This window comes from Pseudomonas sp. H1h (assembly GCF_000633255.1).
Classification (GTDB): Bacteria; Pseudomonadota; Gammaproteobacteria; order Pseudomonadales; family Pseudomonadaceae; genus Aquipseudomonas.
The window spans coordinates 31,103-55,488 of record NZ_AYMJ01000020.1; the positions used below are offsets into that span (position 1 = coordinate 31,103).

Here is a 24,386-nt window from a genome sequence, read left to right on the forward strand (position 1 = left end):
CTGCGGTGGTTCTGGCAATGGGGCAGGCACAAAAAAACCGGCCGAAGCCGGTTTTTTTAACGCTTACTGCATCCACGGTGGCGGAGGCGGTTCGTCGGACTTGCCTTTCGGCTCGTCATCCGCTGCACGGATCGCCTGCTTGCGCTCTTCATCCAGACGCGCCGCCTCGATCTCGCGCAACACGCCGCCGACGTCAGCCAGATCTTGCGGATCGTCAAATTCGCCGGTCAGTACGCTGTTGGGGTGCAAGGTGCCGGCTTCGTACAGCGCCCACATTTCTTTCGCGTAGCGGGTCTGTTTCAGCTCCGGGGCAAAGCGCCCGAAGTACGAAGCCATGTTGCCCACATCCCGCTCCAGCATGCTGAACGCGTGGTTGTTGCCCGCCGCATCCACGGCCTGCGGCAGGTCGATGATCACAGGGCCTGTCGGCGTCAGCAGCACGTTGAACTCCGAGAGGTCACCGTGCACCAGACCGGTACACAACATCAGCACGATCTGCGAGATCAGGAACGCGTGATACTCACGGGCCTGATCCGGCTCCAGCACCACGTCGTTCAGACGCGGCGCGGCATCGCCGTACTCGTCGGCCACCAGTTCCATAAGCAGCACGCCATCGAGAAAATCGTACGGCTTGGGCACTCGCACGCCGGCACCGGCCAGACGGAACAGCGCCGCGACTTCGGCGTTCTGCCAGGCATCTTCGGTCTCTTTGCGACCGAACTTGGAGCCCTTGGCCATCGCCCGGGCCTGCCGGCTGTTACGCACCTTGCGGCCTTCCTGATACTCGGCCGCCTGGCGGAAACTGCGTTTGTTCGCCTCCTTGTAGACCTTCGCGCAACGTAACTGGTTACCGCAGCGCACCACATAAACAGCTGCTTCTTTACCACTCATGAGTGGGCGCAGCACTTCGTCGACCAGACCGTCTTCGATCAGGGGTTCAATGCGTTTTGGAGTCTTCATCAGCTTTTATTGTGGGTCCTTTATTACCAAACACGCGAATGTCACTCGTTATACGGCAATCCTCGCGCTACGGGGAGGGGTTGCCGACCTGTGAACCCTGTGGATGCACACACTGTGCCGAAAAATCGACCGTTGCCGATCATAGCCGAGCACACCGTGCTTGTAGTTATCGGCCGTCGAGGGCATTTGCGACAGAATCTGACACGGCACCAATCCCCGTGGGAGCGGGCTTGCTCGCGAAGGCTATGTGTCAGACACAATAACGGCGACTGACACGGCCCCTTCGCGAGCAAGCCCGCTCGCACAGTAAACGATGCTCAGCGTTCGATGATCGCGGTGACGCCCTGGCCGCCCGCGGCGCAGATCGAGATCAGTCCTCGGCCCGTGCCTGCCGCATCCAGCAGTTTCGCCAGGTTGGCGACGATCCGTCCGCCGGTCGCGGCAAACGGATGCCCCGCCGCCAGCGAACTGCCTTTGACGTTCAGCCGGCTGCGGTCGATCGAACCCAGCGGCGCCTCCAGCCCGAGGCGGGTCTTGCAGTATTCCGGGTCTTGCCAGGCCTTGAGCGTGCACAGCACCTGCGCGGCGAACGCTTCGTGAATTTCGTAGTAGTCGAAGTCCTGCAAGGTCAGGCCGTTGCGCGCCAGCAGACGCGGCACCGCGTATACCGGGGCCATCAGCAGACCTTCGGCGCCGTTGACGAAATCCACCGCCGCCGCTTCGCCGTCGCGCAGATACGCGAGGATCGGCAAGCCACGTTCCTTCGCCCATTCCTCACTCGCCAGCAGCACCACCGAAGCACCGTCGGTGAGCGGCGTGGAGTTGCCCGCCGTCAGCGTGCCTTTAGCGCTTTTTTCGAAGGCCGGTTTGAGTGCGGCGAGTTTTTCCAGGGTCAGGTCCGGGCGCAGATTGTTGTCGCGGGTCAGGCCGAGGAACGGCGTCATCAGGTCGTTGTGCCAGCCTTCGCTGTAGGAGGCGGCGAGTTTGTGATGGCTTTCGAGGGCCAGTTGATCCTGCTCTTCACGGGGGATGTTCCAGGTCTGCGCCATCAGCTCGCAGTGTTGCCCCATCGACAGACCGGTGCGCGGCTCGCCGTTGCGCGGGAACTCCGGGATCAGGTGTCGCGGTCGCAGTTGCAGAAAGGTCTTCAGCTTGTCGCCGGTGGTCTTGGCGCGGTTGGCCTGCAGAAGAATCTTGCGCAGGCCTTCGCTGACGCTGATGGGGGCGTCAGAGGTGGTATCGACGCCGCCGGCAATGCCGCAATCGATCTGGCCAAGGGCGATCTTGTTCGCCACCAGCAGCGCCGCTTCCAGCCCGGTGCCGCAGGCTTGCTGGATGTCATAGGCCGGGGTGGTGGGCGACAGTCGTGAGCCAAGCACGCATTCGCGGGTCAGGTTCATGTCCCGTGACAATTTAAGCACCGCACCCGCGACCACTTCACCGATGCGCAGGCCGTGCAGGTTGTAGCGTTCGATCAGGCCTTCGAGGGCAGCGGTGAGCATCACCTGATTGCTGGCAGTGGCGTACGGCCCGTTGGAACGGGCGAAAGGGATACGGTTACCACCGATGATGGCGACGCGGCGCAGCTGACTCATGAAAAGCTCCTTTTCCAAATGGTCGAAATTTGCACAATCCCCAGTGGGAGCGAGCCTGCTCGCGAAGAGGCCGGCATATTCAGGGCCTGCTGCACCGCCTTCGCGAGCAGGCTCGCTGCCACATGAACCGCATTTATCTGCAAGACCTGCTAAACCTCAGTGATCTAGCGTAGGCCTTATTGCGTGGATCGAACGATTGATTGCCGTTGGTAGTCCACACTTTGAACCCCAACTTTTGGAGAGCGTTCCATGTCTGACCGCTATATCGACTTCGCCAACTCATCCATCGGCCACCGTTTGGTCGGGGCTTTGGGCCTGCCGTCGCCGGTGCGGCTGGAACGCTGGCAGGCCGGGCGCCTGCGGCCGGTGGACGGTGCACTGCTGATCGGCGGCGGGCCGCTGGCCGAACGGGTCAATGCGTTCGCCAACCGCCTGACCGATGCGATCTACAGCTATGGCACCGAACCCTCGATGGCCACCGCGTGGATTCCGGGCCACGGCCCGAAACTCAAGGCCGTGGTGTTCGACGCCAGCGACCTGCAGCACACCGACCAGCTCAAACAACTGCGCGAATTCTTCCAGCCGCTGATGAAGAATCTCGAACACAGCGCGCACCTGGTGATTCTCGGGCGCGCCCCGGAAACCCTGCGCGATCCCTTTGTGTCCAGTGCGCAACGAGCGCTCGAAGGTTTCTCGCGCTCGCTGGCCAAGGAGCTGCGCAGTGGCGGCACGCTGCAACTGATCTATGTCGGTGACGGTGCCGAGGAACAACTGGAAGGCCCGTTGCGATTTTTTCTTTCACCGAAAAGTGCCTTTGTCTCCGGGCAGGTGATTCGCCTGACCGCGTGCGCCACCCCAGTCACCGACTGGACCCGTCCATTGGCCGGACGCAAGGCGCTGGTCACCGGCGCAGCACGCGGCATCGGCGCATCGATTGCCGAGACCCTGGCCCGTGATGGCGCCGAGGTGATCCTGCTCGACGTACCGCCGGCCAAGACTGATCTGGAAGCCCTCGCCGCACGCCTCGGTGGCCGCGCGATCACCCTCGACATCTGCGCCGAAGACGCCGCTACGCAACTGATCGAACACCTGCCGGACGGCCTCGACATTCTGGTGCACAACGCCGGGATTACCCGCGACAAGACCCTGGCCAACATGACCCCGGAATTCTGGGACGCGGTGCTGGCGGTCAACCTCAATGCCCCGCAAGTGCTGACCAAAGCCCTGCTCGACAGCGGCACCCTGCACGACAATGCACGGGTGATTCTGCTGGCCTCGATCAGCGGCATTGCCGGCAACCGTGGGCAGACCAACTACGCGGCCAGCAAGGCCGGGTTGATCGGCCTGGCCCAGGCGTGGGCGCCCACGCTGCTCGAACGCGGCATCAGCATCAACGCCGTGGCACCGGGCTTCATCGAAACCCAGATGACCGCGCACATCCCGTTCGGTCTGCGTGAGGCCGGACGGCGCATGAGTTCGCTGGGCCAGGGCGGCTTGCCGCAAGACGTCGCCGAAGCCGTTGCGTGGCTGGCACAACCGGGTACCGGCGCGTTCACCGGACAAGCGCTGCGGGTCTGTGGACAAAGTGTTCTGGGGGCGTAGGCATGAGCATTGAATGGCACACCCTCGACCGCGAACCGAGCTTGCCCGGGCTGTATGCGCGGGCCGCGACGCGCCGCAAGATCACCGGCACCCAACTGCCCGACAGTGGCTTGCGCTGCTGGGTCGATGTCGACGCGCAGAAACTGGCGGCCTATCGCAAGGTCTGCGGCTTTGCCGATGACGGCCTGTTGCCGCCGACCTATCCACACATCCTCGCGTTCGCCCTGCAAATGCAATTGCTCACCGCCAAGGACTTTCCGTTCCCTCTGTTGGGGCTTATTCACCTGAGCAACCGTATCCGTGTCTTGCGGCCGATGGGCGGAATCAGTCGCGCGCAAGTCGGTGTCCGGGTGCACAACCTGCAACCGCATCCCAAAGGTGCGACCTTCGATGTGCTGACCACTCTGGATGATCAACTCGGACCGCTGTGGGAAGCCGAAAGCCAGATGCTCTGTCGCGGGGTGAAGCTTGATGGTGAACCTGTCGAGCACATTTGGGAGCCCTCGCAGGTGTTGACGCAAGTGGCGCAATGGAAAGCGCCGGCCGACATCGGTCGGCAATACGCCAAAGTTTCCGGCGACTACAACCCGATCCACCTGAGCGCCGCCAGCGCCAAACTGTTCGGCTTTCCCACCGCGATTGCCCATGGACTGTGGAACAAGGCGCGAACCCTCGCGGCGCTGGCCGATCACTTGCCCAAGGCCAACCTTGAAGTGGCAATGCACTTTCGCAAACCGGTGCGCTTGCCCAGTGAGGTTTCGCTGCTGGCAAGTGCGCCGGGGTCGAGTGGAGAATTACGCCTGATCGGCGCGGGGGATCTGGAGCACATGGTCGGACAGTGGCAGCCGATTGCCTGAGTCCTCGCCTCGGGTTTTCCATCCGCCGGGAGCCCGGCAAGCCTGTAAATTGTGTGTATATCACTTAAGTTTTTCCGCGCCGTGCACCGCGCCCTGAAAAACATCCAGCCTTGATTTTCAAGGCTTTTTTTTGCGCGTTTATATCCTCGGTATTAGTCCTTAGGCGCTGTGCAGCGCCTTATATATAAAGGCGTTAATACCAACTTGAGAATGGCAGGAAGCGGCGGCGCGATTGAGATTGGCACCACGGACGAGGCATTACCGGCAACAGATCGGTGAGCCATCGAAAACGACGAATGTTGTTACAGGTGCAAGGAATCTCAATCATGAAAACTCAAGTGTGGTGCAAATCGGCAACAGCGCTGGCATTGATCCTCTCCCTTGGCCTGGCAGGCTGCAGCAGCGGCGGTGGCGGCCATCACAGCAGCTCCGGCAGCTCATCGCCAGACAGTGCGGCAGCAGGCAGCGGTGGTACCAGCGGAACCGGCGGAACCAGCGGAACCGGCGGAACCGGTGGTTCGGATACCGGAACCGGAGGAACCGCCGGCACAGGCGGAACCGGTGGCACGAGTGGCACAGGAGGAACCGGAGGCACGGGCACCGCTGGCACAGGTGGTACCGGCGGTACAGGTGGCACCGGCACTGGCGGCACGGGTGGCACCGGTGGCACTGGAGGAACCGGAGGCACAGGTGGCACAGGCGGAACTGATCCGACGGGCCCGACCACTACCCCATTGGTGACCACGACCCTGGTGCAGGATGTTGGCAAAACGGTCAGCGGCGTCGGCGACGGCGTCGGCCAGGTCGGCGATTCGCTGAGCACCGTTCCGGTCGTCGGTGGCGTCGTGCAAAGCGCGGCCAACACCGCCGGCAATGTGGTCAGCACCTTGGGTAATGGTGTGGCCAACGGTATCGGCAAACTGGGCACGGTTGACAATGGCCTGGGCGTGACCGCCTCCTCGGTGGGCGGCGTGGTGACGGATGTCGGCAACGGCGTCTCGGACCTGAGCGGCAAACTGGCGACCGCCACCGGCAGCGTTCCAGTCGTCGGCGGCGTGGTCACCAAAGTCGCACCGGTGCTCGATGGCGTTGGCGAAAAAGTCACCATGCTCGGCGACACCCTTAGCCTTGCCACGACCACCGGCCCGCTCGGTTCAGTGACCAAGAGCGTCGGCAACGGCCTGGTGCCAGTGATTGCGATGGTTGAAAGCACCACCGACAAAGTAGGCGATGCGACCGGCCTCGGCGCTCCGCTCAATGGCGTGATCGGCCAGGTCGGTGGCGCAGTCAAAAGTCTCGGCGGTCAGGTTACCGGCGCTGGCAGCGGCAATGCCCTGACCAATACCGTCGGCGGCGCCCTGACCAACGTCGGCACCACGGTTGGCAAAGCCGGCGGTCTGGTCGACAACGGCACCGCGTCCGGTGGTGGCCTGGGCGGCGGTCTGGGTGGCGGGCTGGGTGGCGGGCTGGGCGGTACCGGCTTGCTGCAAACCGTTGGCGGCGCCGTAGTCAACGTCGGCAGCGGTCTGAACGCCGGCAACACCAACGGTGCAGTCAGTGCCGGTGGCGTCACCACCGCTTCGCTGGGCAACACCGTTGCTTCGCTCAACACCGTCCTCGGTGGTTCGGGCACACCGATCACTGCCACTACCTCGCCGCTGGCGACAGTCGGTGCCACGGTGGGCGCAGGGCTTAACCCGGTGACCACTGCGGTCACCAGCGTGACCCAACAAGTCGGCGCCTCGACAGGCCTGGGTGCACCGGTCGCCGGCCTCACCGGTCAGGTCGGCGGAGCGGTCAGCACAGTCGGCGCGACCATCGCGTCCACCAACAACCCGGTCACCACCGCGGTCGGTGGTGTGGTCAGCAACGTGGGCGGTACCGTCGCTGCCGTCGGAGGCCTGCTCAACGGTGGCACCAGCACCGGCGGCACCGCAACCGGAGGACTGGGCGGTGTACTCGGTGGCCTGACTGGCGCTCTGGGAGGCAACAAACGCTAAATTGCACCTGGCCGATTCGACGGCCTCACCTACAGCGCCTACGCTTGGTTGAGGGCGGAAGACTCCCACGAGTCTTCCGCTTTTTTCTTAGGAAAAAATTCCGTCCAGCGCTGTGATCTGACCATGGAGTGTCCTATGCGCGTAATGGCATCTTTGCTGTTCCTCAGTCTCAGTTCCGCCGCCCTCGCCGACACCCTGCCCAGTTTTCTCAACAGCAACGAAACCACCCGCAACCTGCCCGTGCCGAACCTGCCGGCCGATGCCTACCGCCCGGCCGCCGCGCCACTGCAAGTCCCCGAACCTGGCGCGGCCGCCGCGCAGCCGTTGTTGATGGAGACCAAAATCAATCTGAAGACCGTGCAGATCGAAGGCGGAACGATCTACCCGCTCAACGAACTGGCCGAAGTCTACAAACCGCTGATCGGCCATCAGACCAGCCTGGCCGCTCTGATCGAAGCCACCCGCGACATCACCCGGCGCTATCAGAAGGACGGTTATCTGCTGTCCTATGCCTTCCTGCCGCAACAGCGCTTCGACGATGGTGTGGCGCGGGTGGTGCTGGTCGAAGGTTATGTGCGCGATGTCCAGGTGCAGGGCGATGTCGGCCGGGTCAAGGGCCTGCTCGACGAACTGGCGGCGAAAATCCAGGCCGAGCGGCCGCTGACCCGCAAGACGTTCGAACGCTACACCACCCTGATGACCCGCATCCCCGGCGTCACCATTCAGGCGCAAGTACCACCACCCGGCACCACCGACGGCGCGACAACGCTGGTTGCCCAGGCCAGTCGCAAACCGTTCACCAGCACCATGAGCACCACCGAAGACAACCGCAACGGCACTCAGGCACTGCTGGGGGTCAGCAGCAACTCGCAGACCGCCATGGGCGAGCAGTTAACCCTCAGCGGACTGTTTCCGCCGGGGGATGATCACGAACATTACTACCGCCTGGACTACAACCAGTTCCTCAACAGTGAAGGTACGCAACTGAGCCTGTTTGCGTCGCGCTACCGGGCCGACCCGGGCACCAACGTGCTCACCAGCGACGGTTTCGAACTCAAGCCGCACAAGGAAGACGACCGTTATTCCATCGGTGTCAGCCACCCGTTCATTGCGGCATCAAACGAGTTGCTCAACGCCGGTGCGCGGCTGTATGCGGTGGATGACAAAAACCGTTATGACGTGGTCGGCTACCCGATCAGCATCGAAGAGCGCACCAACGTGCGCGCCCTCGCGTTCGAGGGCGACTGGCGCAAGACCGATGCCCGGCAACTGCGGATTCTCAGCGGTGGTCTGTACCAAGGCCTCGACAGCATGGGTGCGCACTCCAACAACCCGGCGCTGGACCTGAACTTCCTGCGTCTGCGACTCTCCGGGGTGCAGAGCGACAAGTTCTTCGACAACTGGCAAGGCGTGCTTTCGGCGGCGCTGTACTGGAGTGACGACACCCTGCCCGACAGTGAACGCGCAGTGTTTGGCGGACAGAATTTCGGCCGTGGCTACCCGGATGACCAGGCCTCGGGCGACAAGGGCTGGGGCGCGGCTTACGAGGTCAACTACAGCTTCAATCGCGACGGTAACTGGGTACGCATTCTGCAACCGTACGTGGTGCTGGACCGTTCGAAAACCTGGTTCAACAAACTGCAGGTGCAGAGCAACGACCTGTCATCGGCGGCGGTGGGCCTGCGTTTTGGCGATGCCAAGTATTACAACATTGCGCTGGAGGCGGCCAAGCCAATGTCCGATGAGGCGCTGGATACGTTCAATCGTCGGGCGCGCTACAGCATCAGTTTCAGCTATCAGCTTTAGGCCATCAGCCAGACCGTCATCGCCGGCAAGCCGGCGATGACGGTCTGGCCCGGGTGTCGCAAGCAAGCTAGTTTTTAGTCTCGATCTTGCCGCCGGCATCCGGGTCATAGAAGTCCGGAATCTCGTACTTGTACTTCTTCAACCAGCGTTGCATCGCCAGTTCCCGTTCGGCTGCCGTGGCGGTTTGCGGTTTGGGCGAAGCGGCGTGATTGCGGCTTTGCAACACCAGCCAGCCTTCGGTTTCCTGTTGCTGCGCCGAAGCCGGTCCGGCGTCGATCGCCTGAGCCGCGAGCGGCAGGCCGAGCAGGGTCAGGCAGCACACACGGTGCAAGAGGTTCATGGCGTTCTCCCTGAAAGTCACTTGATCGTCGACGGTTGTGGGTCAGCCACCACCGCCACCTGATTGCCGGCCGCCGTCGGGGCCTTGGCCGGAACCTTGAGCTTTTCCGCACGGCTCTGGGCTTCGGAGAATTGCTCCGGCGTCAGATGCGCACGGCTGACAATTTCAGCGGCTTGCTGCCAGTTGTTCTGGTACAGCAGCAAGGTCACCAGATTCAGTGGCGCCAGTTGATCGCTCTGCTTGAGTTCAATGGCGGTGAGGAACTCGAAGCGGGCGTCTTCAAGGCGCAGCTGATTGAGGTAGACCACGCCCAGGTCGTTGCGAATCTTGTCATTGGTCGGCGCCAGACGTACCGCGCGCTGCAAGTGCGCCTGCGCCTGGCCGTTGTCGCCACGGGCCGCATAGAGCTGGCCCAGGCCATGTTCGGCATCCGCCGTCAGGCAAGTACCGAGCAAGCCACGGTACAGCGGCTCGGCTTCGTTGCGCCCGAGCAACCGATAGACCCTGGCCTTGCGCAGGCGCACTTCAGCCAGGTTGTCGGGCAGGCTTTGCAGGTTGGCCAGGCTGGCGTGCAGCTTGCCGTCGTTGGCCAGATCGTCCGCCAGGTTCAGGGCCAGTTCCTGCTCGGAATCGAGCTTGCTGCAACTGGTCGGCGCCAGCATTGCCGACCACGGCGCCTGGCCGTCGGTGGCACAGCCACCGAGCATCAACAGACTTGCCACGACAATCAGTGCTTTCATCAAACGCTCTCCATGAGCCAACGTCAGTTTGCAAACGCCCGGGTAATCGCGGTGAACCCCGGACCGGCCAATACGATCAGCAAGGCAGGAAACAGAAACAGCATCATCACCACCGACATCTTCGCCGACATCTTCGAGATGTATTCCTGCAGTCGGGTCAGGCGTCGATCATCGAGCAATTGCTTGAGCGCCAGCAGCGATTTCATCGCCCCGCCGCCCTGCTGAATCAGTTGCTGCAGGATCACGCAGGTGTCAGTGAATTCATCGACCGCGAGCATCACCGAGGCCTTGTTCAGTTCCTGTCCCAGCTCAAGTCCCGAGTCGACCCGCGCCAGAATCAGGCGCAGTTCGCGGGTCAGTTCCGGTAGCAGTTTTTGCCCTTCCAGGCTGAGCACGCGCAAGGCTTGTTCGACCGCCATGCCGGACTCGAACAGGATGCGCAACAGCGGAATGAACGTGGAAATCTCCACGGCGATGGTTTTCTGCCGACGCCCGGCGGCATACGCCAACAGCCGCTTGGGTAACAGGTACCCGCCACCTGCGGCGAACATGGGCACCAGCCAGCCGTTGGCCGCGTGGGGGAAAAACACTTCCTGCAGAAAGATCGCCAGTCCCAGCGCCAGCAACGGCGTGCCGATCTGGCAGGCGGCGTACAGCGAGCGCTCACTGGCGCGGCGCCAGCCGAGGCGGCTGAGCAAGGTCTGGGTTTCGCTGTCGATGCTCACCGAACGCTGGCCGAACCGGCTGCTGCCCAAGGCGCGCAGCCAATGGCCGAAACGGTTCTCGCGCACCAGATGGCCCTGCAACCGCTGGTTGACCTGGCGTACCCGGCGCCGCTCCGTCAGCAAGTGATTGACCACCAGCAACAGGGCACCGAGCAGCAGCATCAAGGCAGCGAGATAGACCATTTCAAACACTCCGCAACATGCGCCACAGCGCCAGGCAGCCGGTCACTTGCAACACCACGGCGATGATCAACATGGTCTGGCCACCGGAGTCATGCCACATACCCAACATGTAGCCGGGGTTGGTCAGCATGAAATAGCTCACCAGGATCACCGGCAGCGAACCCAGCACCCACGCCGTCATGCGCGTCTCGCCAGTGAGCGCGCGCAATTGCCGGGCGCCCTGATCTCGCTCGCGGATCAGCTTGATCAGGTTCTCCAGCAACTCGCTGGCGTTGCCGCCGTAGCGATGGTTGACCTTCAGCCCGAGAGCGAACATGCGCAGTTCGTCCTGCTCATAAAGCTCGGCAAAATCACTGACCGCATCCGGCAGATTGACGCCCAATTGCACGTTGCGCTGCACCCGGCCCATGGCTTTTTTCAGCGGATCGTCACTCGCCTCAATGCTGCCCATGACCGCATCACTCAAGGTGCGTCCGGACTTGAGGCTGCGCACGGTGTGGTCGAGCAGCTGCGGCAACTGCTCGATCATGCGCCTGATCCGCCGGTGGTACAGCCAGGAAATGTACAGACGCAAGACCAGTGGCGGCGCCAGCAGCATCGTCAGCAAACCGATCCAGCTCGCCAGCAGATAACCGAGAGCCATCGCCACGCCCCACAAGGTCAGCCAGAGGCCGAAGCGTTCGGTGGGACGGCCCAGCCCGGCACGCAGAAACATCCGTTCAAGCCCGACCCAGGTCGGCTTTGGCGCGACCAGTTGTGGCTGTCCTGCCGCGAGGCGGTTGAGCACACGCTCGTTGCTGGTCTTGTGCACACCGTGCAGGAACAGCCAGATCGACAGCCCGAGCAGGATCAGGCAAAGCAGGATGAGAATGGCCGGTCCGATCATGATGTGCGTCCCATGCTGTCAGCCCAGGTTCGTCTCGTGCCGCAACTTGTCGCCAGCCGGGTTGACCGCTTCGCGCAGGAAGCCGAAACCGGTACGCCGATCCAGACGAAACAGGGTGTTGGTGACGTAGACGTCTTCACGAATGCCGACCACTTCCACCACCTCGCTGACGCAGCGCCGGCCGTCAGGCATGCGGGTCAGCTGGATGATCACGTCGAGGGCGGCGCAGATCATCTGGCGCAAGGTGCGCTCGGCGATGGAACGGCCGGTCAGGCCCACCAATGTCTCAAGACGCAACAACGCATCCTGCGCATTGTTGGCGTGCACGGTGCTCATCGAACCGTCGTGGCCGGTGTTCATCGCTGTCAGCACATCGACCACTTCGACGCCGCGAATCTCGCCGAGGATGATCCGGTCGGGACGCATCCGCAGGGCGTTACGAATCAGGTCGCTGGCTTTGACCTCCCCGTGACCCTCGGCATTCGGCGGACGGGTTTCCAGGCGTACCACGTGCGGGTGGCCGAGTTGCAGTTCGGCGACGTCTTCGATGGTCACCAGCCGTTCGTGCGGGTTGATCAACTGGCTGAGAATGTTCAGCAGCGTGGTCTTGCCGGTGCCGGTGCCGCCGCTGATGAGCACGTTGCAGCGCTTGCCCACCGCCTCTTGAAGGAATTCGAAAATCGCCAGATCGATGGTCTGCATCGCCATCAGGTCACTGCTCTTGAGCATGTCCTTGCGAAATTTGCGGATCGACAGGCACGGGCCGTCGAGGGCAATCGGCGGAATGATCGCGTTGACCCGACTGCCATCCGGCAGACGCGCATCGACCATCGGCGAGGACTCGTCGAGGCGGCGCCCGAGTGGCGCAAGAATTCGTTGCATGACCCGCTCGACGTGATGCGCATCGATAAAACGCAGGTCACTTTGGTGCAGCACGCCGTCGCGCTCGATGAATACCCGGTGCGGGCCGTTGACCAGAATCTCGGTCACCGACTGATCGCGCAGCAACACTTCCAGTGGACCGAAGCCGGTGAGTTCGTCGACGATCTCTTCGGCCAGCCGCTCCATCTCGTAACGGGAAATCGCCAGGTGCAGACGGGCGATGTATTCGGCAACCTTGTCGGTGACAAACTGCGCCAGCAACTGACGCGAACCTTCCAGCAGGTTTTTCCCCGACTCCTCGATGGCATCGATGATGTAGCGGTGCAGGACCAGCTTCAGGCCTTCGTGATCGGAGTTGCCGGCCGGGCCATGTTGCACCGCGCCGAACAGTTTTTCCGCGCTCATGAGGTGCCTCGCAAGCGATCGAACCAGGTGACGGCCTTCGGTTTGCTCAGTCCTTCGGAGCGTTTGGCCAGGCGCTCGCCGAGGGTGCGCAGGCTCTGCGTGAGTTTTTCCCGGGGGGCCAGTTCGAACAGGCTGACGCCCTGGTTCTTGGCGTTCAGGCGTACTTCAGCGTTGGCCGCCAGCACCGCGATCACTTCCAGGTTGAAGGTTTTGCCCAGGGTCTCGGCATCCGGTGCAACGCTGCCCAGATAGCCGTCCACCAGCAAACGGGCGTGGTCGAGTTTCATGCCTTTCTCTCGCCACAGATTGAGCACAGCGAGATTGCGGCGGCAGTTGATCACGTTCTGATCGGTGTACCACAGCAGCTTGTCGCAATGGCTGACAAACGTGCGCAAGGCTTCGCTGTCGGACTGTCCGGTGAGGTTCACGACGATGTGCTGGAAGTGCTGACGCAAGGCGCTGAGCAGCATGTACAGCTCGGCGGCGCTGGTGCTTTCCAGCGGCTCGTCGTTGCTGGCATATGCCAGTATTCGCAGGCCCCCGTCCGTACTGGTGAAGGCGCTGTCGATCAGGGTGGTGTCGAGCCTGCGCAAATGGCGCAAGGCATCGCCGAAGTGAAACGAACTCTCGAGCCCGAGCAGCGCCAGGCTGTCGCCACGGGGCAGGCCCAGATCCAGCAGCAGGGTTTGCTGGCCGCTTTTCTGTACCACCTGCGCCATGTGGTTGCTCAGCAGTGCGCCGTCAGAATTGCTCTGTGTGCCGTACAACACCGTGAGGCCACCGAGCTGGGTGTTGGTGGCCACCGGTGGCAGGCGTTTGTTCAAGCGGCGCACCAGCCCGGCGACTTCACTGGCCCGCGAACCGTATGCCACGAAATCCCGGGCACCGGCGCGCATGGCATTGAGCACCAGTTGATTGTCCATGCCATCGCCAAGCGCAACGATGGCGAGCATCGGCTTGGCTTCCAGCGCACCCTCGATCAATGCACTCTGCGCCACCACATGGTCACGGTCCAGGCCCACGAACACCAGGCTGGCGAAGGTGACATCCACCAGCGCCAGCAACTCATCCAGGCTTCCGGCCCCGGCACTCACTACTTGCCCCAGCGGTGCGAGAGCGCCTTGCAGCCACTCCAGATCAGTGCTGTTGCGGGTGATCGCAAGAAACGTCTGGCTCAGGTTCTGGTTCATTGGGACAACCCACTGCGCTTGTCGAAGTTACCGTTTTCAAGGAAGAACATGCGGTAGAAATTCGGGTCGTAGTTGCGCAGTTTCTCGCCCGGCAGCGACGGCAGTTGCGCATCCGCCGCGAGTGGCTGCACCAGGTGCGGGGTGACGATCATCAACAGTTCGCGCTCTTCGCGCTTGATCTGCGAGTCACGGAAAAACGCGCCAATCACCGGGATGTCGCCCAACCCCGGAAACTTGTTCACCTGCGAGGTGTTGGAGGTGCTGATCAAGCCACTGATGACAAAACTTTCGCCGTCGGCCAGCGACACGCTGGTATCGGTACGCCGTACGGTCAGGGCCGGCACCGGGGTGCCGGCGATGGTAATCGCATTGGCGTAATCCAGCTCGCTGACTTCCGGGGCGACCTTCAGCGTCACGCGGTTGCGGTCGATGACGGTCGGGGTCAGGGTCAGGCGGATACCAAACTCCTTGTACTCGATGGTCACCGTGTCGCTGCCGGAGCTGGGCACCGGAATCGGGATTTCACCACCGGCAAGAAAACTTGCGCTCTGCCCGCTCAGCGCCACCAGGCTCGGCCGCGCCAGGGTGTAGGCGAAGCCACTGCCTTCCAGCGCATTGATGATCGCCATGGTCTTGCCGCCGATCCACGAGAAGTTGAACTGACCGTTGTCCACCGGCAACTTCGGCGTCGGAACGCCGCCGACGTTCGGCAGCGTGTTCGGAGAGCCAAACAGGAAGTTGCCGCGTACACCGATCAGCGAGGCCGTGGCTTCCTTGAGTTTGGTGCGGCTGACTTCGACGAAACGAATGTCGGTCTGCACTTGCGAGGGCAACGTCGGATCATCCGAAGGCATTCTGCTGGCGCTGGTCAATGCCGCGGTGGCGCTGCCTTTAACGAACACCATGCTCTGACGCGGCTCACTGGAGCACGAGGTCCAGACCATCAGACTGGTGGCGCCGGGAGCCACACCGGTCAGCAAAAACGAAGCGCTGCCAGTGTCATGCACATCGGCGATTTTCGGGTCGCCGATAGCCACGCGGGTGATTGCCACCGGCGACTGGATGTCCTGCTGGAACCCTTCGCCGATCTCGATCACCGCCGGCATACGGCCCAGCGCCGAGCAATTGCCCGTGGCCGCGATGGCCGCGTTCATCGACAGTCCCATCAGTATCAAGGCCCGGACTACAGGTTTTACTATCGGCCTGAATCGACTCTGCATGCACGTGGATCCTTGCTCAGTCATGGGGCTTGTTGGGAAACCTGATTGCCGCGGATCACTTCCATCGGCGTGCGCGCATGGCCGCCAGTGGACGGCGTTTTCGGCGCGGCGCCCAGGGCCAGTTGCGTGAACTGAAAGAGTTGGCTGTTGGCGTTGTCCAGATGAGCCGGCGCCTGCTTTTCTCCGGCCCAGTATTTGGCCAGTCGCTGCTCCTCGCTGCTGCGCACGGCCAGGCGCAATGTGCCGACCTGGGTGGCGAGCATCATCCGGCTCAGCAATTGCTCAGGCACCGCCAGCACCACGGTGCGCGCGGCGATCCGGCGTTGATCCTGTTTGAGTTTGTCGTCGGCACTCAGGGCCGGAGTGGCTGGCTGGCCGTCGTTGGTCAGCCCGTATTGTTCACCGACGCCGAGCACGCGCATGGCCGGCACGACGATCTGCGCCGATTGCTGCAGGTTGCTCGCGTCCTGGCGCAGATAGAGCAGGACGTCGACGTAGTCACCGGGAATCAGTTGCCCGGCAGCGCCGATCACCTCATCCACCGCCACGGTCAGAGCGCGCTCGTCGCTGTGGATCATCCGCGCCAGCGATCCACCGGCCTCGAAGCTTTCATCGTTGAGCCAAGTGCCGGCGCTCAGGTGCCGCCAAGGGGTACGGCCCACTGCTTGATCGACGCTGGACAGGCTGCCGGCCGGGGCACTGCGCAGCTTTTCCAGCGCCACATCGGCAGCCGTCAACGGGGTGAAAGGCGGGACATCGTGCAACAGCACGACCACCGGCTGGCGGGTCTGGTCTTCGGCGGCGGCGACGGTTTTTTCCACGACGACTGCCGGAGCGGCAGGCGCCTGGGCAACGGGCGCCGGCTGCCGACTGAGGACCAGGCCCCAGTAACCGACGATGATTGCTCCCAGCAGCAGCACTGCTGCAAGGGCCATGGTGACGCGACTGTTCATGACGGATCTCCCTTTCCTGCTGCACCGACAGCCTGTACTTCCTGATGAGAGAATTTTTCGCGATCAGGCAGCTATGAACATGCAACTATTTCGCTATTTCCAAGCTAGCTGATCCGAGCCAAAACGCCATTACTGACAGGAAAATAACTCACTAAAGTATGAGTCTTGGCCAATTAACTGTAGGGACAGGGTCGACTAACGATCCGGTTAATCCTTTGTGATTAATTCGTTCTTACAGTTGTTGACCGGGGGTTTGTTGACAATGCTCTGATAGCACGGTGAAAACATGCCGCTGTAGCGTAGGATCGGCGCCAGAGGCGCAAAGGAGTGGACGTATGATTCTCGAATATCTGTTGGCCAGAGCCCGCGTATTTCTCAAAAGCGAGGAAGGGGCATCGGCAATCGAGTACGCAATCGTGGTGGCAATGGTAGCCGTGGTCGTCGTGGTGTTTGTGACACCTGTCGGCAATAAGGTACTGGCGATTTTCAACGCAGTCCTGACCAGTCTCGGCGGCACGGCACAGGTCCGGCCTACGCCTTGATCGCTCTCCCTCCCTTCCCTTTCAGTGCCTGTGCGCGAATGAGTAAAAGCGCGCCCGGGCATTGACGAGGCCCCTGAATTTCCAGTGCCCGGTCACAGGCCGGGGCAAAGGAGAATGTTCATGGCTCTTGAATATCTGCTGATGCGTGCCCGGGCGTTCCTGGCGAGTACTGAAGCGGCCTCGGCCATCGAGTATGCGATTGTGGTGGCCATGGTAGCGGTGGTGGTCGTGGTGTTCGTGACTCCGGTGGGGGCCAAGGTGCTGGCGATTTTCAACAGCGTACTGGTGTCCCTCGGCGGTACTGCGCAGACAGCTCCGGTGCAGACGCCCTGATGTGAGTCGCGTCCGGCGAATGTCGCGCTACACTCGATTGCACTTTCAGCTTCTCAGGGATTGCCCATGACTGCTTCCTCATTACCCCGCCAACAGTTGCTTCTGGTTGACGATGAAGAGGACGCGTTGCTTGAGCTGGCCGAGTTACTGGAGGGCGAAGGCTTTGTCTGCCACACCGCGACATCGGTGAAACTCGCCCTGCATCACCTCACCCGGCATCCGGATATCGCCCTGGTGATCACCGATCTGCGCATGCCGGAGGAGTCTGGCATGTCGCTGATCAAACGCCTGCGCGAACACACTTCGCGCCAGCATCTGCCGGTCATCGTCACGTCCGGGCACGCCGACATGGAGGACGTCAGCGACATGCTGCGCCTGCAGGTGCTGGACCTGTTTCGCAAGCCGATCTACCACGTGCGCCTGCTGGAAACCCTGGACAATCTGTTCCCCAAACCGAAGACGCAGGCCGGGTAATTCAGGCGAAGTGTTTTTGGAAGAATTGACTGCCTGCCCGCGATGGACAGGCAATCGGGATCAGTGTGCGGTTACACGCTGACGAGCCGCCGAAGCGCTGGGGGAAAGCGCCAATGCCAACTGCGTGCGGTTGTGCATGTGGGTCAGGCGCAACACCTGCGAGACATACAGCTTCACGGTGTTTTCAGTGATGCCCAACTCACAGGCGATCTGATAGTTGGTCTGCCCTTTGCCCACCAGACGCGCCACATCCAGTTGCCGTGGCGACAACTGATTGAAGATAGCCGGGATCTCCTGTTCCGCCTCGTGAGCATCGCCGCCGAGCATATCGCTGACCACCGCCGCCGGGCTGCGTCGAACCTTGTCCAGGTCCTGGTAGAGATCGTCGATGGACTCGGAAAGAAATTGCAGCTTCTGGTTCAGGTGGCCCAACTGCACATTCTTGTGCCGCTCCTGCAGGGCCGCTTCTTGACGCTTCACGCCCTCGAGCAGTTCATCCAGATCGATCGGCTTCTGGTAGTAATCGGCGATGCCTGCGCGCAGCGCCTTGATCACATCCTGTTTATCGGCGCGACCGGTGAGCATGATTGCTTCGAACACCCGGTGTTTGCCGCTGATACGTTGCAGCGCCTGCACCAACTGGATGCCGTCCATGTCCGGCATATGCAGATCGCTCAGCACCAGGCCGATTTCGGCGTCTTCGCTGAAACGCTCGATCGCCTGCTGGCTGGATTCACACGGCACACAGCGGTAGCCGCTGCTTTCGAGAAACTCGCACAACTCTTCGACGATCAGCGGTTGATCATCGACCACGAGCACCTTTACCGCAGACGTAAGCTTGTTCACGAACTACTCCATTGCTCGGGCCAAAGCTGACTTTTTCTACACTTTGGCGGTGTAACGACTTCATTTGAAAGTAGACGCACTTTCCGACTATGTACATAGGACTAGTGGCAACTGGCGACTAATGGATCCAATGGATCGAAACCAGTACACCCATCAGCACGAACGGTGCAAATGGCAGCTTTTTTGACGCTCTAGGCTCTAAATATCGAAGATGTTGCCTAAGTCCTTGACTCATATGAAGCCAGACTCTTGGCGCAACGAGCAGCCACAAGAGACTGGCGACGCCAGCGCCGATAAACGCACAAAGAATGAACAAACCGTTCGTCGCAAGACCCATGGCTGTCATTAATTTCACATCCCCGGCGCCCATTCGTCCCATCAAATAGCCCGGTACGGTCAGCACCAGCGCGATCACGCCAGCCCAGAGTCCCGCCTGCACATCGGCCCCGAGCCAGGTCGTGCCGGTCACCCACAGGTAAATCAGCGCCAGCGCTCCCGCACCCAATGTCAGCACATTGGAGATACGCCGTTGACGGGCATCCTGGGCTGCGCACAGCGCTAGCCAGATCAGGAGAACTAAACTCTGCATCCGGTTAAATCCGTCCGATTTTGCTGAATGATTCTATGCTGATACTACGCAGTGCACGTCAGGGTAGACGCAGTCATGAAAACCGGCTTCGCAAAATCACAGGCAGGCGCAGTGGCGATCGAGTTCGCCCTGGTATTCGTGATTTTTTTCGCAGTGTTCTACGCGCTGGTCAGCTACAGCCTGCCGTTTCTATTGATGCAGAGCTTCAATGAGGCGACGTCCGAAGCGGTGCGCCGCAGCGTCGCGGTCGATCCCAATACTCCCGGCTATGCCTCCGTGGTGGTGAGCACCGCCAACGCCGCGTTGACCCAGCAATTGCAATGGACATCAACGCTGAACCTGGTAGTGGGCGTCGATACCTCAGCGGTGTATGACGCCACTCAGGGCACACTGACGGTCAGCGTCAACTACCCCACCAGCAAGCTCAATCAGATCATCCCGTTTCTGGTGTTGCCGGGCGTGGGCGCCGTACCCAGCCTGCCCGCTAACCTCACCGCCACGTCGAGCCTGAAATTTTGACCTCCGGCGATAATCTGTTCGGGCGCCTGCTCAAACGCGCGCCAGCACCTGCCAATGAACTGCCCGACCCCCTCGGCTCTGCGCCGCTGGGTTTGCACCTGCATCTGGATAACGACGGCGGCGTATTGCAGATGGCCGGACCGTTGCGCCACCAGTTGGCGCAACAGCCGCCCCACGAATCACCGTTGCCGCTGTCGGCTTATTTACTGGCGCACAGCACGTTGGCGATTGAAGGCCGCCCTCGGGACTGGCAGGGGCAAATGCTTGATCTGGACTTCCCTGGCCTCAGCGATCAGACCTTGCACCTGCGCGGCTGGGTGCAGCCTTTGGCCGAGGGCTGGGTATTGCAACTGCTGGACATCGCCGACCTGCTGCAGGAACGTCAGCAATCGCGTCACCGCGAATCCTGTCAGGCCCTCGCCGGGCAGATCAGCGAACACCTGCGCGCCTGCAGCCTGATGCGTCTGCCGGTGGTAGTCAGCGAGCAATTGCAGGCCATCGCCCAGCGCTGGCACATCCCGTGTCTGGCCATCGCCCTGCTCGACGAACAGGAACAGGGCTGGCAGATCTTCGAGCAATATCGCGCCCACGATGCGCCGCTGCTGTGGCAGGACGGCCAGCGCCTGGGCACGCCGCTCGACAGCCTCAACGGCAGTGCGCCGCAGCGTCTCGGTGCGCATCATGGTCTGTACGAGCACGCGCGGGTGGAAGCCACGTTCGGCAACGCCGATGGTTTCGCCGTGCCTTACAGCGATGATCGCGGGGTGATGGCGTGGCTGCTCTGCGGCTTCTACACCGTGGACACCGCCGCGCCGTACCTGAGCGACCGCGACTGGATGGCACTGACCAGCGCCCTCGCCGGCCCGTTGCTCAGCCGCCTGCGTGACCAGCAACATCATCAATACACCGAGCGCCTCGAATCGCTGCAAACCCTGCTCGACACCGGTTGGTGGGAAATGCTCGGCGACGACGTGCTGCTGGCACCGTTGCTGCTTGATGTGTTGCCTGCCGAGCGTGCCCGAATCTCGCAGCAGGAGTGGCTGGCGCTGATTCATCCGGCCGACCGCGAAGAACTGCGCAGCCGCCTGCACGCCCTGCAACTGCACGGCGAGGCCCTGACCCTGAACGTTCGTCTGCACCGTACCGGCCTCGGACAGACATCGCTGTGGTATCGCGTACAGGGACAGGTCGCAGGCACCGGTGAACAGCGCCGGTTGGTCGGGTTCATGCTCGATATCAGCGACATCCAGAATCAGCAGCAACGCGCCGAAGCCGCCCATGCGCGACTGGACAACCTGATCGCCAGCTCGCCAGCGGTGATCTATGTCCAGCGCTACGTCGAAGGCGCGCTGATCCCGACTTTTTTCAGCGCCAGCCTGGAACCCCTGCTGGGCTGGACGCTGGACGATTGCAACGCCACCGACTGGGCGCAACGCATTCATCCCGAAGACCGCGAGCTGTATTTCGCCCGCACCCGACAGCTGTTGCGCGAAGGTTCGGTGCGCGCGCGTTATCGCTTGCGCGACGCGCGCGGCGATTACCACTGGCTGCTCGACGAAGCCAAGCTGCTGCGCAATGACCTTGGCCTGCCGGTCGAAGCCGTCGGCCTGTGGCTGGACGTCACCGAAGCGACCCTCGCTGCCGAACAGGTCAAACACAGCGAAGAGCGCTATCGGATTCTGGTGGAAGACTCGCCGGCGATGATCTGCCGCTATCGCCCGGACCTGACGCTGACCTTCGGCAACCGGCCGCTGGCGACCTATCTGGAATGCACGCCGGAGCAATTGCCGGGCGTCGATCTGGGCAGCTGGATGTCCGACGAACAACGCGCAGCGTTCGTGCAACGCCTGGCGCTGCTCACCCCGGAGCAGCCAGTGAGCACCGCCGAAATCAGCCTGCAACTGCCCGGGCGCGAACATGCGTGGTGGGTGTGGTCTGATCGCGGGGTGTTCGATGAACGCGGGCACCTGCTCGAAGTGCAGGCCGTGGGACGCGATAACACCGAGGTGCGGCGCTCGCAGCAGCAGCTCACGCAAAGCGCAAAAATGGCCACCCTCGGCGAAATGGCCACCGGCCTTGCCCACGAGATCAACCAGCCGCTGAACGTGATGCGCATGGCCATCGTCAACGTGCTCAAGCGCCTGGGCAACGGCGATGTGCAGATCGACTACCTCACCGACAAACTCAACCGCATCGACGCCCAGGTGCAGCGCGCGGCAAAAGTGGTCGATCACATGCGCGTGTTCGGTCGTCGCTCGGAGGTCGAGCAGCAACTGTTCAACCCGGCTTCGGCCATCGAAGGCACGCTGTCGTTGCTGGCCGAGGGCATGCGCGGCAAGGGCGTGGACCTGCGCATCAGCGAAACCGGTTTTAGCGTGCAGGTACGCGGTTATGTCGATCAGCTGGAACAGGTGCTGATCAACCTGATGGTCAACGCCCGCGATGCCTTGCTCAGCAAACGCGAGAAGGATTCAACGTTCAAGCCATGGATCTCGATCTATGCCGAGCGTGATGAGCACAAGGTGCGGCTGTGGGTCGAGGATAACGGCGGCGGCATCGACCCGCGCTTGCTGGAGCGGATTTTCGAACCGTTCTTCACCACCAAACCGGTGGGCGTCGGCACCGGGCTGGGCCTGTCGGTGAGTTACGGCATCATCGAAAACATGGGCGGCCATCTCAGCGTGCGCAACTCGGTGGAAGGCGCACGCTTCTGCATTGAGCTGCCAGTGGCACCGGAGGTCTAAATCACCAGATAGGCCTTGCCGGTCTGGCCGCAGGTCATGTTGGCGCCGACATCGACGTCCATCAGGTTGATGCCCAGGGCTTTGAGCAAATTGTTCAGCAGCGGATCGAGCAACGGACTGAGCAGGTTGGTAATCAGCGGTTGCAGGATGGTCGTGACATCGCTGATCAGGCTGGCCACGCCGGTCACGATGGCCCCCAGCGGGTTGCTGCCCTGCGGCTTGTAAACGATCAGATTGATCCCCGCCAGAGTGTTCGCCAGGCTGTTGACGATGTTGCTCGACGGCGCTGCGGAAATCACGCTCGGCGCCAGTTTGAGGTTGGCCGGAGTGGCGAACGGCGTGCCGCTGGAATACACCAGGTCCTGAGTATTTTGCGCGACGCTGGTGTTGACCATGATCGCAATGCCGCCCGCCCCGTACTGGACGTGGGTGCTCTCGTCGCAACTGCCAATGCCGAGAATCTTGTGACAGGTGACGGTGCCGAGATCGACCAGTGGCAACGGTGTGACCGTCGGTTCGGCAAGCGAGGAAAAGGCGTTGGTCGGGTCGATCTTGCCGACCTTGAGGTCCGCGATCGAGGTGATGGTGTGAGCGGTCAGGCTTTTGGTGCCCGTGGTGCCGACCGGGCAGCTGTAGTCGGTGACGTAGCTGATCGCGCCGCCGGCATCCAGGGCAATGTCGATTTCCGGCGACGGCAACAGCTGCGGATCCAGCTGTTGGCAACCGGCGCCGAGCAGACACCCGACCGAATTGAGCGTCGCCACCAGATTCAGGCTCAACAGGGCATTGAGGGTCGGGGTCAACGTTCCCACCAGCCCCAATACCGCATTGAGCAGCCCGGTCACCCCGGACAGCACCGGCAGATTCACTGAGAGCAGCGTGCGGATCTGCGCCGTGCGCACATAAATCCGGTCCGCCCCCAACGGGTTGGCCTTGGCACGCGCCGGGTCGCCAATCGCCGAAAACTGCGGCGGCTCGATCACCTTGACCCGTACCGTGACGTTCGCCAGCCCCAGCACGCTGATCGGCAAGGTCGCGGCCACCGCGCTTTTGCTGTTGGCCAGTTGCACCACGCCCTGAATTAATTGCAGCAGTTGCAGGTTGGCGTCCAGCCCGGCCGCCGTGGTGCCGGTCTGCAACTGCAGGATGTCGCCGAGTTTGACCGGTGCGGCGTTGATCGCCGCAACCTGCAATTGCCCCAGCGCGGTGATCACCGTGGCGGTCGCGCCGTTGAGCTGTACCACCGTCGCCGCTGCCTGAATCAGCTGGGTGACCGTGGCCTGGGTATTGAGCAGTTGCGTGTAGTTGCCGGCGGCGACGTTGAGGTTGATCGCCAGTTGATTGAGGTAGCTGAGCAGGTTGATGTCGGTATTGAGCAGCCCGTCCCAACCCAGTGCGGTAAGGTTGACGTTGCCGCCGAGCAGCCCGGAAAACAATGGATTGAGAATGCTCGACTGGGCGGTGTTGATGCTCGCCAGTGTGCTGCGAATGTTCAGTTGTGCCACCGTCGGGATCGGCAAGGCGGCAACGGCCGAGGCATTCAGCGTGGTGTTCAGGCTGACGGGGGAGCCTGTGAACAACGCTTGTACGCCACCGGCAAAACTGGTGGTCACCGTGCGGCTGGCGGCGACCTTGATCGCGCTCGACTGAGTCGCATCGACAGTGAATGCGCGCAGTCCGCTGGCCGCCGTCTGCACGCTGCCGCAAGTGGTTGCCAGGGTGTTGTTGGCATCGACGGTGTAGCCATTGCGCACGGCGCTTTGCCCGGCGTAAGCGGCTGCGGTCAGGCCTGACTGACAATTGCCGCCACGACTGACGGCTTCCAGCGCGGCGCTGTCGACCACCCGCTGCAACTTGCGTTGCTCCATGTACAGCCGCCCCGTATCGACCACCAATAGCATCAATACCAATGCAAGGCTGAGGGTGGCAGCCGCCATCAACCCGATCGCCCCGTGTTGCCGGGCCGGGCCGTTGAACTGCGAACGAGGCGACATG

The 24,386-nt window shown here is 62.2% G+C and carries 22 protein-coding genes; 9 read left to right on the top strand and 13 right to left on the bottom strand.

Annotated elements, in window-relative coordinates; translation table 11 throughout:
* Positions 1–63: 63 nt before the first annotated feature.
* Together U862_RS0118190 and U862_RS0118195 are read right to left on the bottom strand one after the other, a co-directional pair.
* A complete protein-coding gene (locus tag U862_RS0118190; protein ID WP_025111724.1) occupies positions 64–960 on the bottom strand; it encodes a PA4780 family RIO1-like protein kinase in 897 nt (298 codons plus the stop codon).
* 317 nt (positions 961–1,277) lie between these two features.
* The gene (locus U862_RS0118195) at positions 1,278–2,555 is read right to left on the bottom strand and encodes an acetyl-CoA C-acetyltransferase (protein ID WP_025111725.1); all 1,278 of its coding nucleotides are present in this window, start codon (positions 2,553–2,555) and stop codon (positions 1,278–1,280) included.
* A 249-nt stretch (positions 2,556–2,804) separates the two neighbouring features.
* Between U862_RS0118195 and U862_RS0118200 the strand changes: the two genes are divergently transcribed.
* The 4 genes from U862_RS0118200 to U862_RS0118215 all read left to right on the top strand — a co-directional run bounded on the left by U862_RS0118200 (position 2,805) and on the right by U862_RS0118215 (position 8,820).
* On the top strand, positions 2,805–4,157 hold the full coding sequence (locus U862_RS0118200; RefSeq protein WP_025111726.1) for a 3-oxoacyl-ACP reductase: 1,353 nt from the start codon (positions 2,805–2,807) through the stop codon (positions 4,155–4,157).
* A gap of 2 nt (positions 4,158–4,159) precedes the next feature.
* The gene (locus U862_RS0118205) at positions 4,160–5,014 is read left to right on the top strand and encodes a MaoC/PaaZ C-terminal domain-containing protein (RefSeq protein WP_025111727.1); all 855 of its coding nucleotides are present in this window, start codon (positions 4,160–4,162) and stop codon (positions 5,012–5,014) included.
* Positions 5,015–5,340: 326 nt separating this feature from the next.
* Positions 5,341–7,014, top strand: a complete 1,674-nt coding sequence (locus U862_RS0118210) for a collagen-like triple helix repeat-containing protein (protein WP_025111728.1) — start codon at positions 5,341–5,343, stop codon at positions 7,012–7,014.
* Between the two features lie 135 nt (positions 7,015–7,149).
* On the top strand, positions 7,150–8,820 hold the full coding sequence (locus U862_RS0118215; RefSeq protein ID WP_025111729.1) for a ShlB/FhaC/HecB family hemolysin secretion/activation protein: 1,671 nt from the start codon (positions 7,150–7,152) through the stop codon (positions 8,818–8,820).
* Between the two features lie 67 nt (positions 8,821–8,887).
* Here the strand turns inward: U862_RS0118215 and U862_RS0118220 are convergent, their stop codons facing one another.
* The 8 genes from U862_RS0118220 to cpaB are packed head-to-tail and all read right to left on the bottom strand — an operon-like array spanning position 8,888 to position 16,344.
* The gene (locus tag U862_RS0118220) at positions 8,888–9,160 is read right to left on the bottom strand and encodes a DUF3613 domain-containing protein (RefSeq protein ID WP_025111730.1); all 273 of its coding nucleotides are present in this window, start codon (positions 9,158–9,160) and stop codon (positions 8,888–8,890) included.
* Between the two features lie 17 nt (positions 9,161–9,177).
* Positions 9,178–9,900 carry a tetratricopeptide repeat protein gene (locus tag U862_RS0118225; protein WP_025111731.1) on the bottom strand — a complete coding sequence of 241 codons (723 nt, stop codon included), beginning with the start codon at positions 9,898–9,900 and terminating at the stop codon, positions 9,178–9,180.
* 23 nt (positions 9,901–9,923) lie between these two features.
* A complete protein-coding gene (locus U862_RS0118230; RefSeq protein WP_025111732.1) occupies positions 9,924–10,808 on the bottom strand; it encodes a type II secretion system F family protein in 885 nt (294 codons plus the stop codon).
* A 1-nt stretch (position 10,809) separates the two neighbouring features.
* Positions 10,810–11,694: a type II secretion system F family protein gene (locus tag U862_RS0118235; RefSeq protein ID WP_025111733.1), complete on the bottom strand. Its 885-nt coding sequence runs from the start codon at positions 11,692–11,694 to the stop codon at positions 10,810–10,812.
* 18 nt (positions 11,695–11,712) lie between these two features.
* Complete coding sequence (locus U862_RS0118240; RefSeq protein ID WP_025111734.1) at positions 11,713–12,981, bottom strand: CpaF family protein; 1,269 nt, start codon at positions 12,979–12,981, stop codon at positions 11,713–11,715.
* Positions 12,978–14,171: a pilus assembly protein gene (locus tag U862_RS0118245; RefSeq protein WP_025111735.1), complete on the bottom strand. Its 1,194-nt coding sequence runs from the start codon at positions 14,169–14,171 to the stop codon at positions 12,978–12,980. Before U862_RS0118245 ends, U862_RS0118240 begins: the two co-directional genes overlap by 4 nt.
* Positions 14,168–15,391 carry a type II and III secretion system protein family protein gene (locus U862_RS0118250; protein WP_025111736.1) on the bottom strand — a complete coding sequence of 408 codons (1,224 nt, stop codon included), beginning with the start codon at positions 15,389–15,391 and terminating at the stop codon, positions 14,168–14,170. Before U862_RS0118250 ends, U862_RS0118245 begins: the two co-directional genes overlap by 4 nt.
* A 20-nt stretch (positions 15,392–15,411) precedes the next feature.
* On the bottom strand, positions 15,412–16,344 hold the full coding sequence (gene cpaB, locus U862_RS0118255; RefSeq protein WP_025111737.1) for a Flp pilus assembly protein CpaB: 933 nt from the start codon (positions 16,342–16,344) through the stop codon (positions 15,412–15,414).
* Positions 16,345–16,679: 335 nt separating this feature from the next.
* Here cpaB and U862_RS0118260 point away from each other — a divergent pair, with 335 nt between their 5' ends.
* From U862_RS0118260 to U862_RS0118270, 3 genes are all read left to right on the top strand, one after another.
* Positions 16,680–16,886, top strand: a complete 207-nt coding sequence (locus tag U862_RS0118260; RefSeq protein WP_025111738.1) for a Flp family type IVb pilin — start codon at positions 16,680–16,682, stop codon at positions 16,884–16,886.
* 120 nt (positions 16,887–17,006) lie between these two features.
* Positions 17,007–17,219 carry a Flp family type IVb pilin gene (locus tag U862_RS0118265; protein WP_025111739.1) on the top strand — a complete coding sequence of 71 codons (213 nt, stop codon included), beginning with the start codon at positions 17,007–17,009 and terminating at the stop codon, positions 17,217–17,219.
* A gap of 66 nt (positions 17,220–17,285) precedes the next feature.
* Positions 17,286–17,693 carry a response regulator gene (locus tag U862_RS0118270; protein WP_025111740.1) on the top strand — a complete coding sequence of 136 codons (408 nt, stop codon included), beginning with the start codon at positions 17,286–17,288 and terminating at the stop codon, positions 17,691–17,693.
* 60 nt (positions 17,694–17,753) lie between these two features.
* Here the strand turns inward: U862_RS0118270 and U862_RS0118275 are convergent, their stop codons facing one another.
* Complete coding sequence (locus U862_RS0118275; protein WP_025111741.1) at positions 17,754–18,539, bottom strand: response regulator transcription factor; 786 nt, start codon at positions 18,537–18,539, stop codon at positions 17,754–17,756.
* Positions 18,540–18,657: 118 nt separating this feature from the next.
* Positions 18,658–19,128, bottom strand: a complete 471-nt coding sequence (locus U862_RS0118280; RefSeq protein WP_025111742.1) for a prepilin peptidase — start codon at positions 19,126–19,128, stop codon at positions 18,658–18,660.
* A gap of 75 nt (positions 19,129–19,203) precedes the next feature.
* Between U862_RS0118280 and U862_RS0118285 the strand changes: the two genes are divergently transcribed.
* Together U862_RS0118285 and U862_RS0118290 are read left to right on the top strand one after the other, a co-directional pair.
* A complete protein-coding gene (locus U862_RS0118285; RefSeq protein WP_025111743.1) occupies positions 19,204–19,647 on the top strand; it encodes a TadE/TadG family type IV pilus assembly protein in 444 nt (147 codons plus the stop codon).
* Complete coding sequence (locus U862_RS0118290; protein ID WP_025111744.1) at positions 19,644–22,391, top strand: PAS domain-containing protein; 2,748 nt, start codon at positions 19,644–19,646, stop codon at positions 22,389–22,391. The genes U862_RS0118285 and U862_RS0118290 overlap by 4 nt, the downstream gene beginning before the upstream one ends.
* On the opposite strand, the gene U862_RS0118295 is transcribed toward U862_RS0118290, so the two are convergent.
* Entirely contained in the window at positions 22,388–24,385 is a 1,998-nt protein-coding gene (locus U862_RS0118295; RefSeq protein ID WP_025111745.1) for a pilus assembly protein TadG-related protein, read from the bottom strand. The genes U862_RS0118290 and U862_RS0118295 overlap by 4 nt on opposite strands.
* Between the last annotated feature and the right edge of the window lies 1 nt (position 24,386).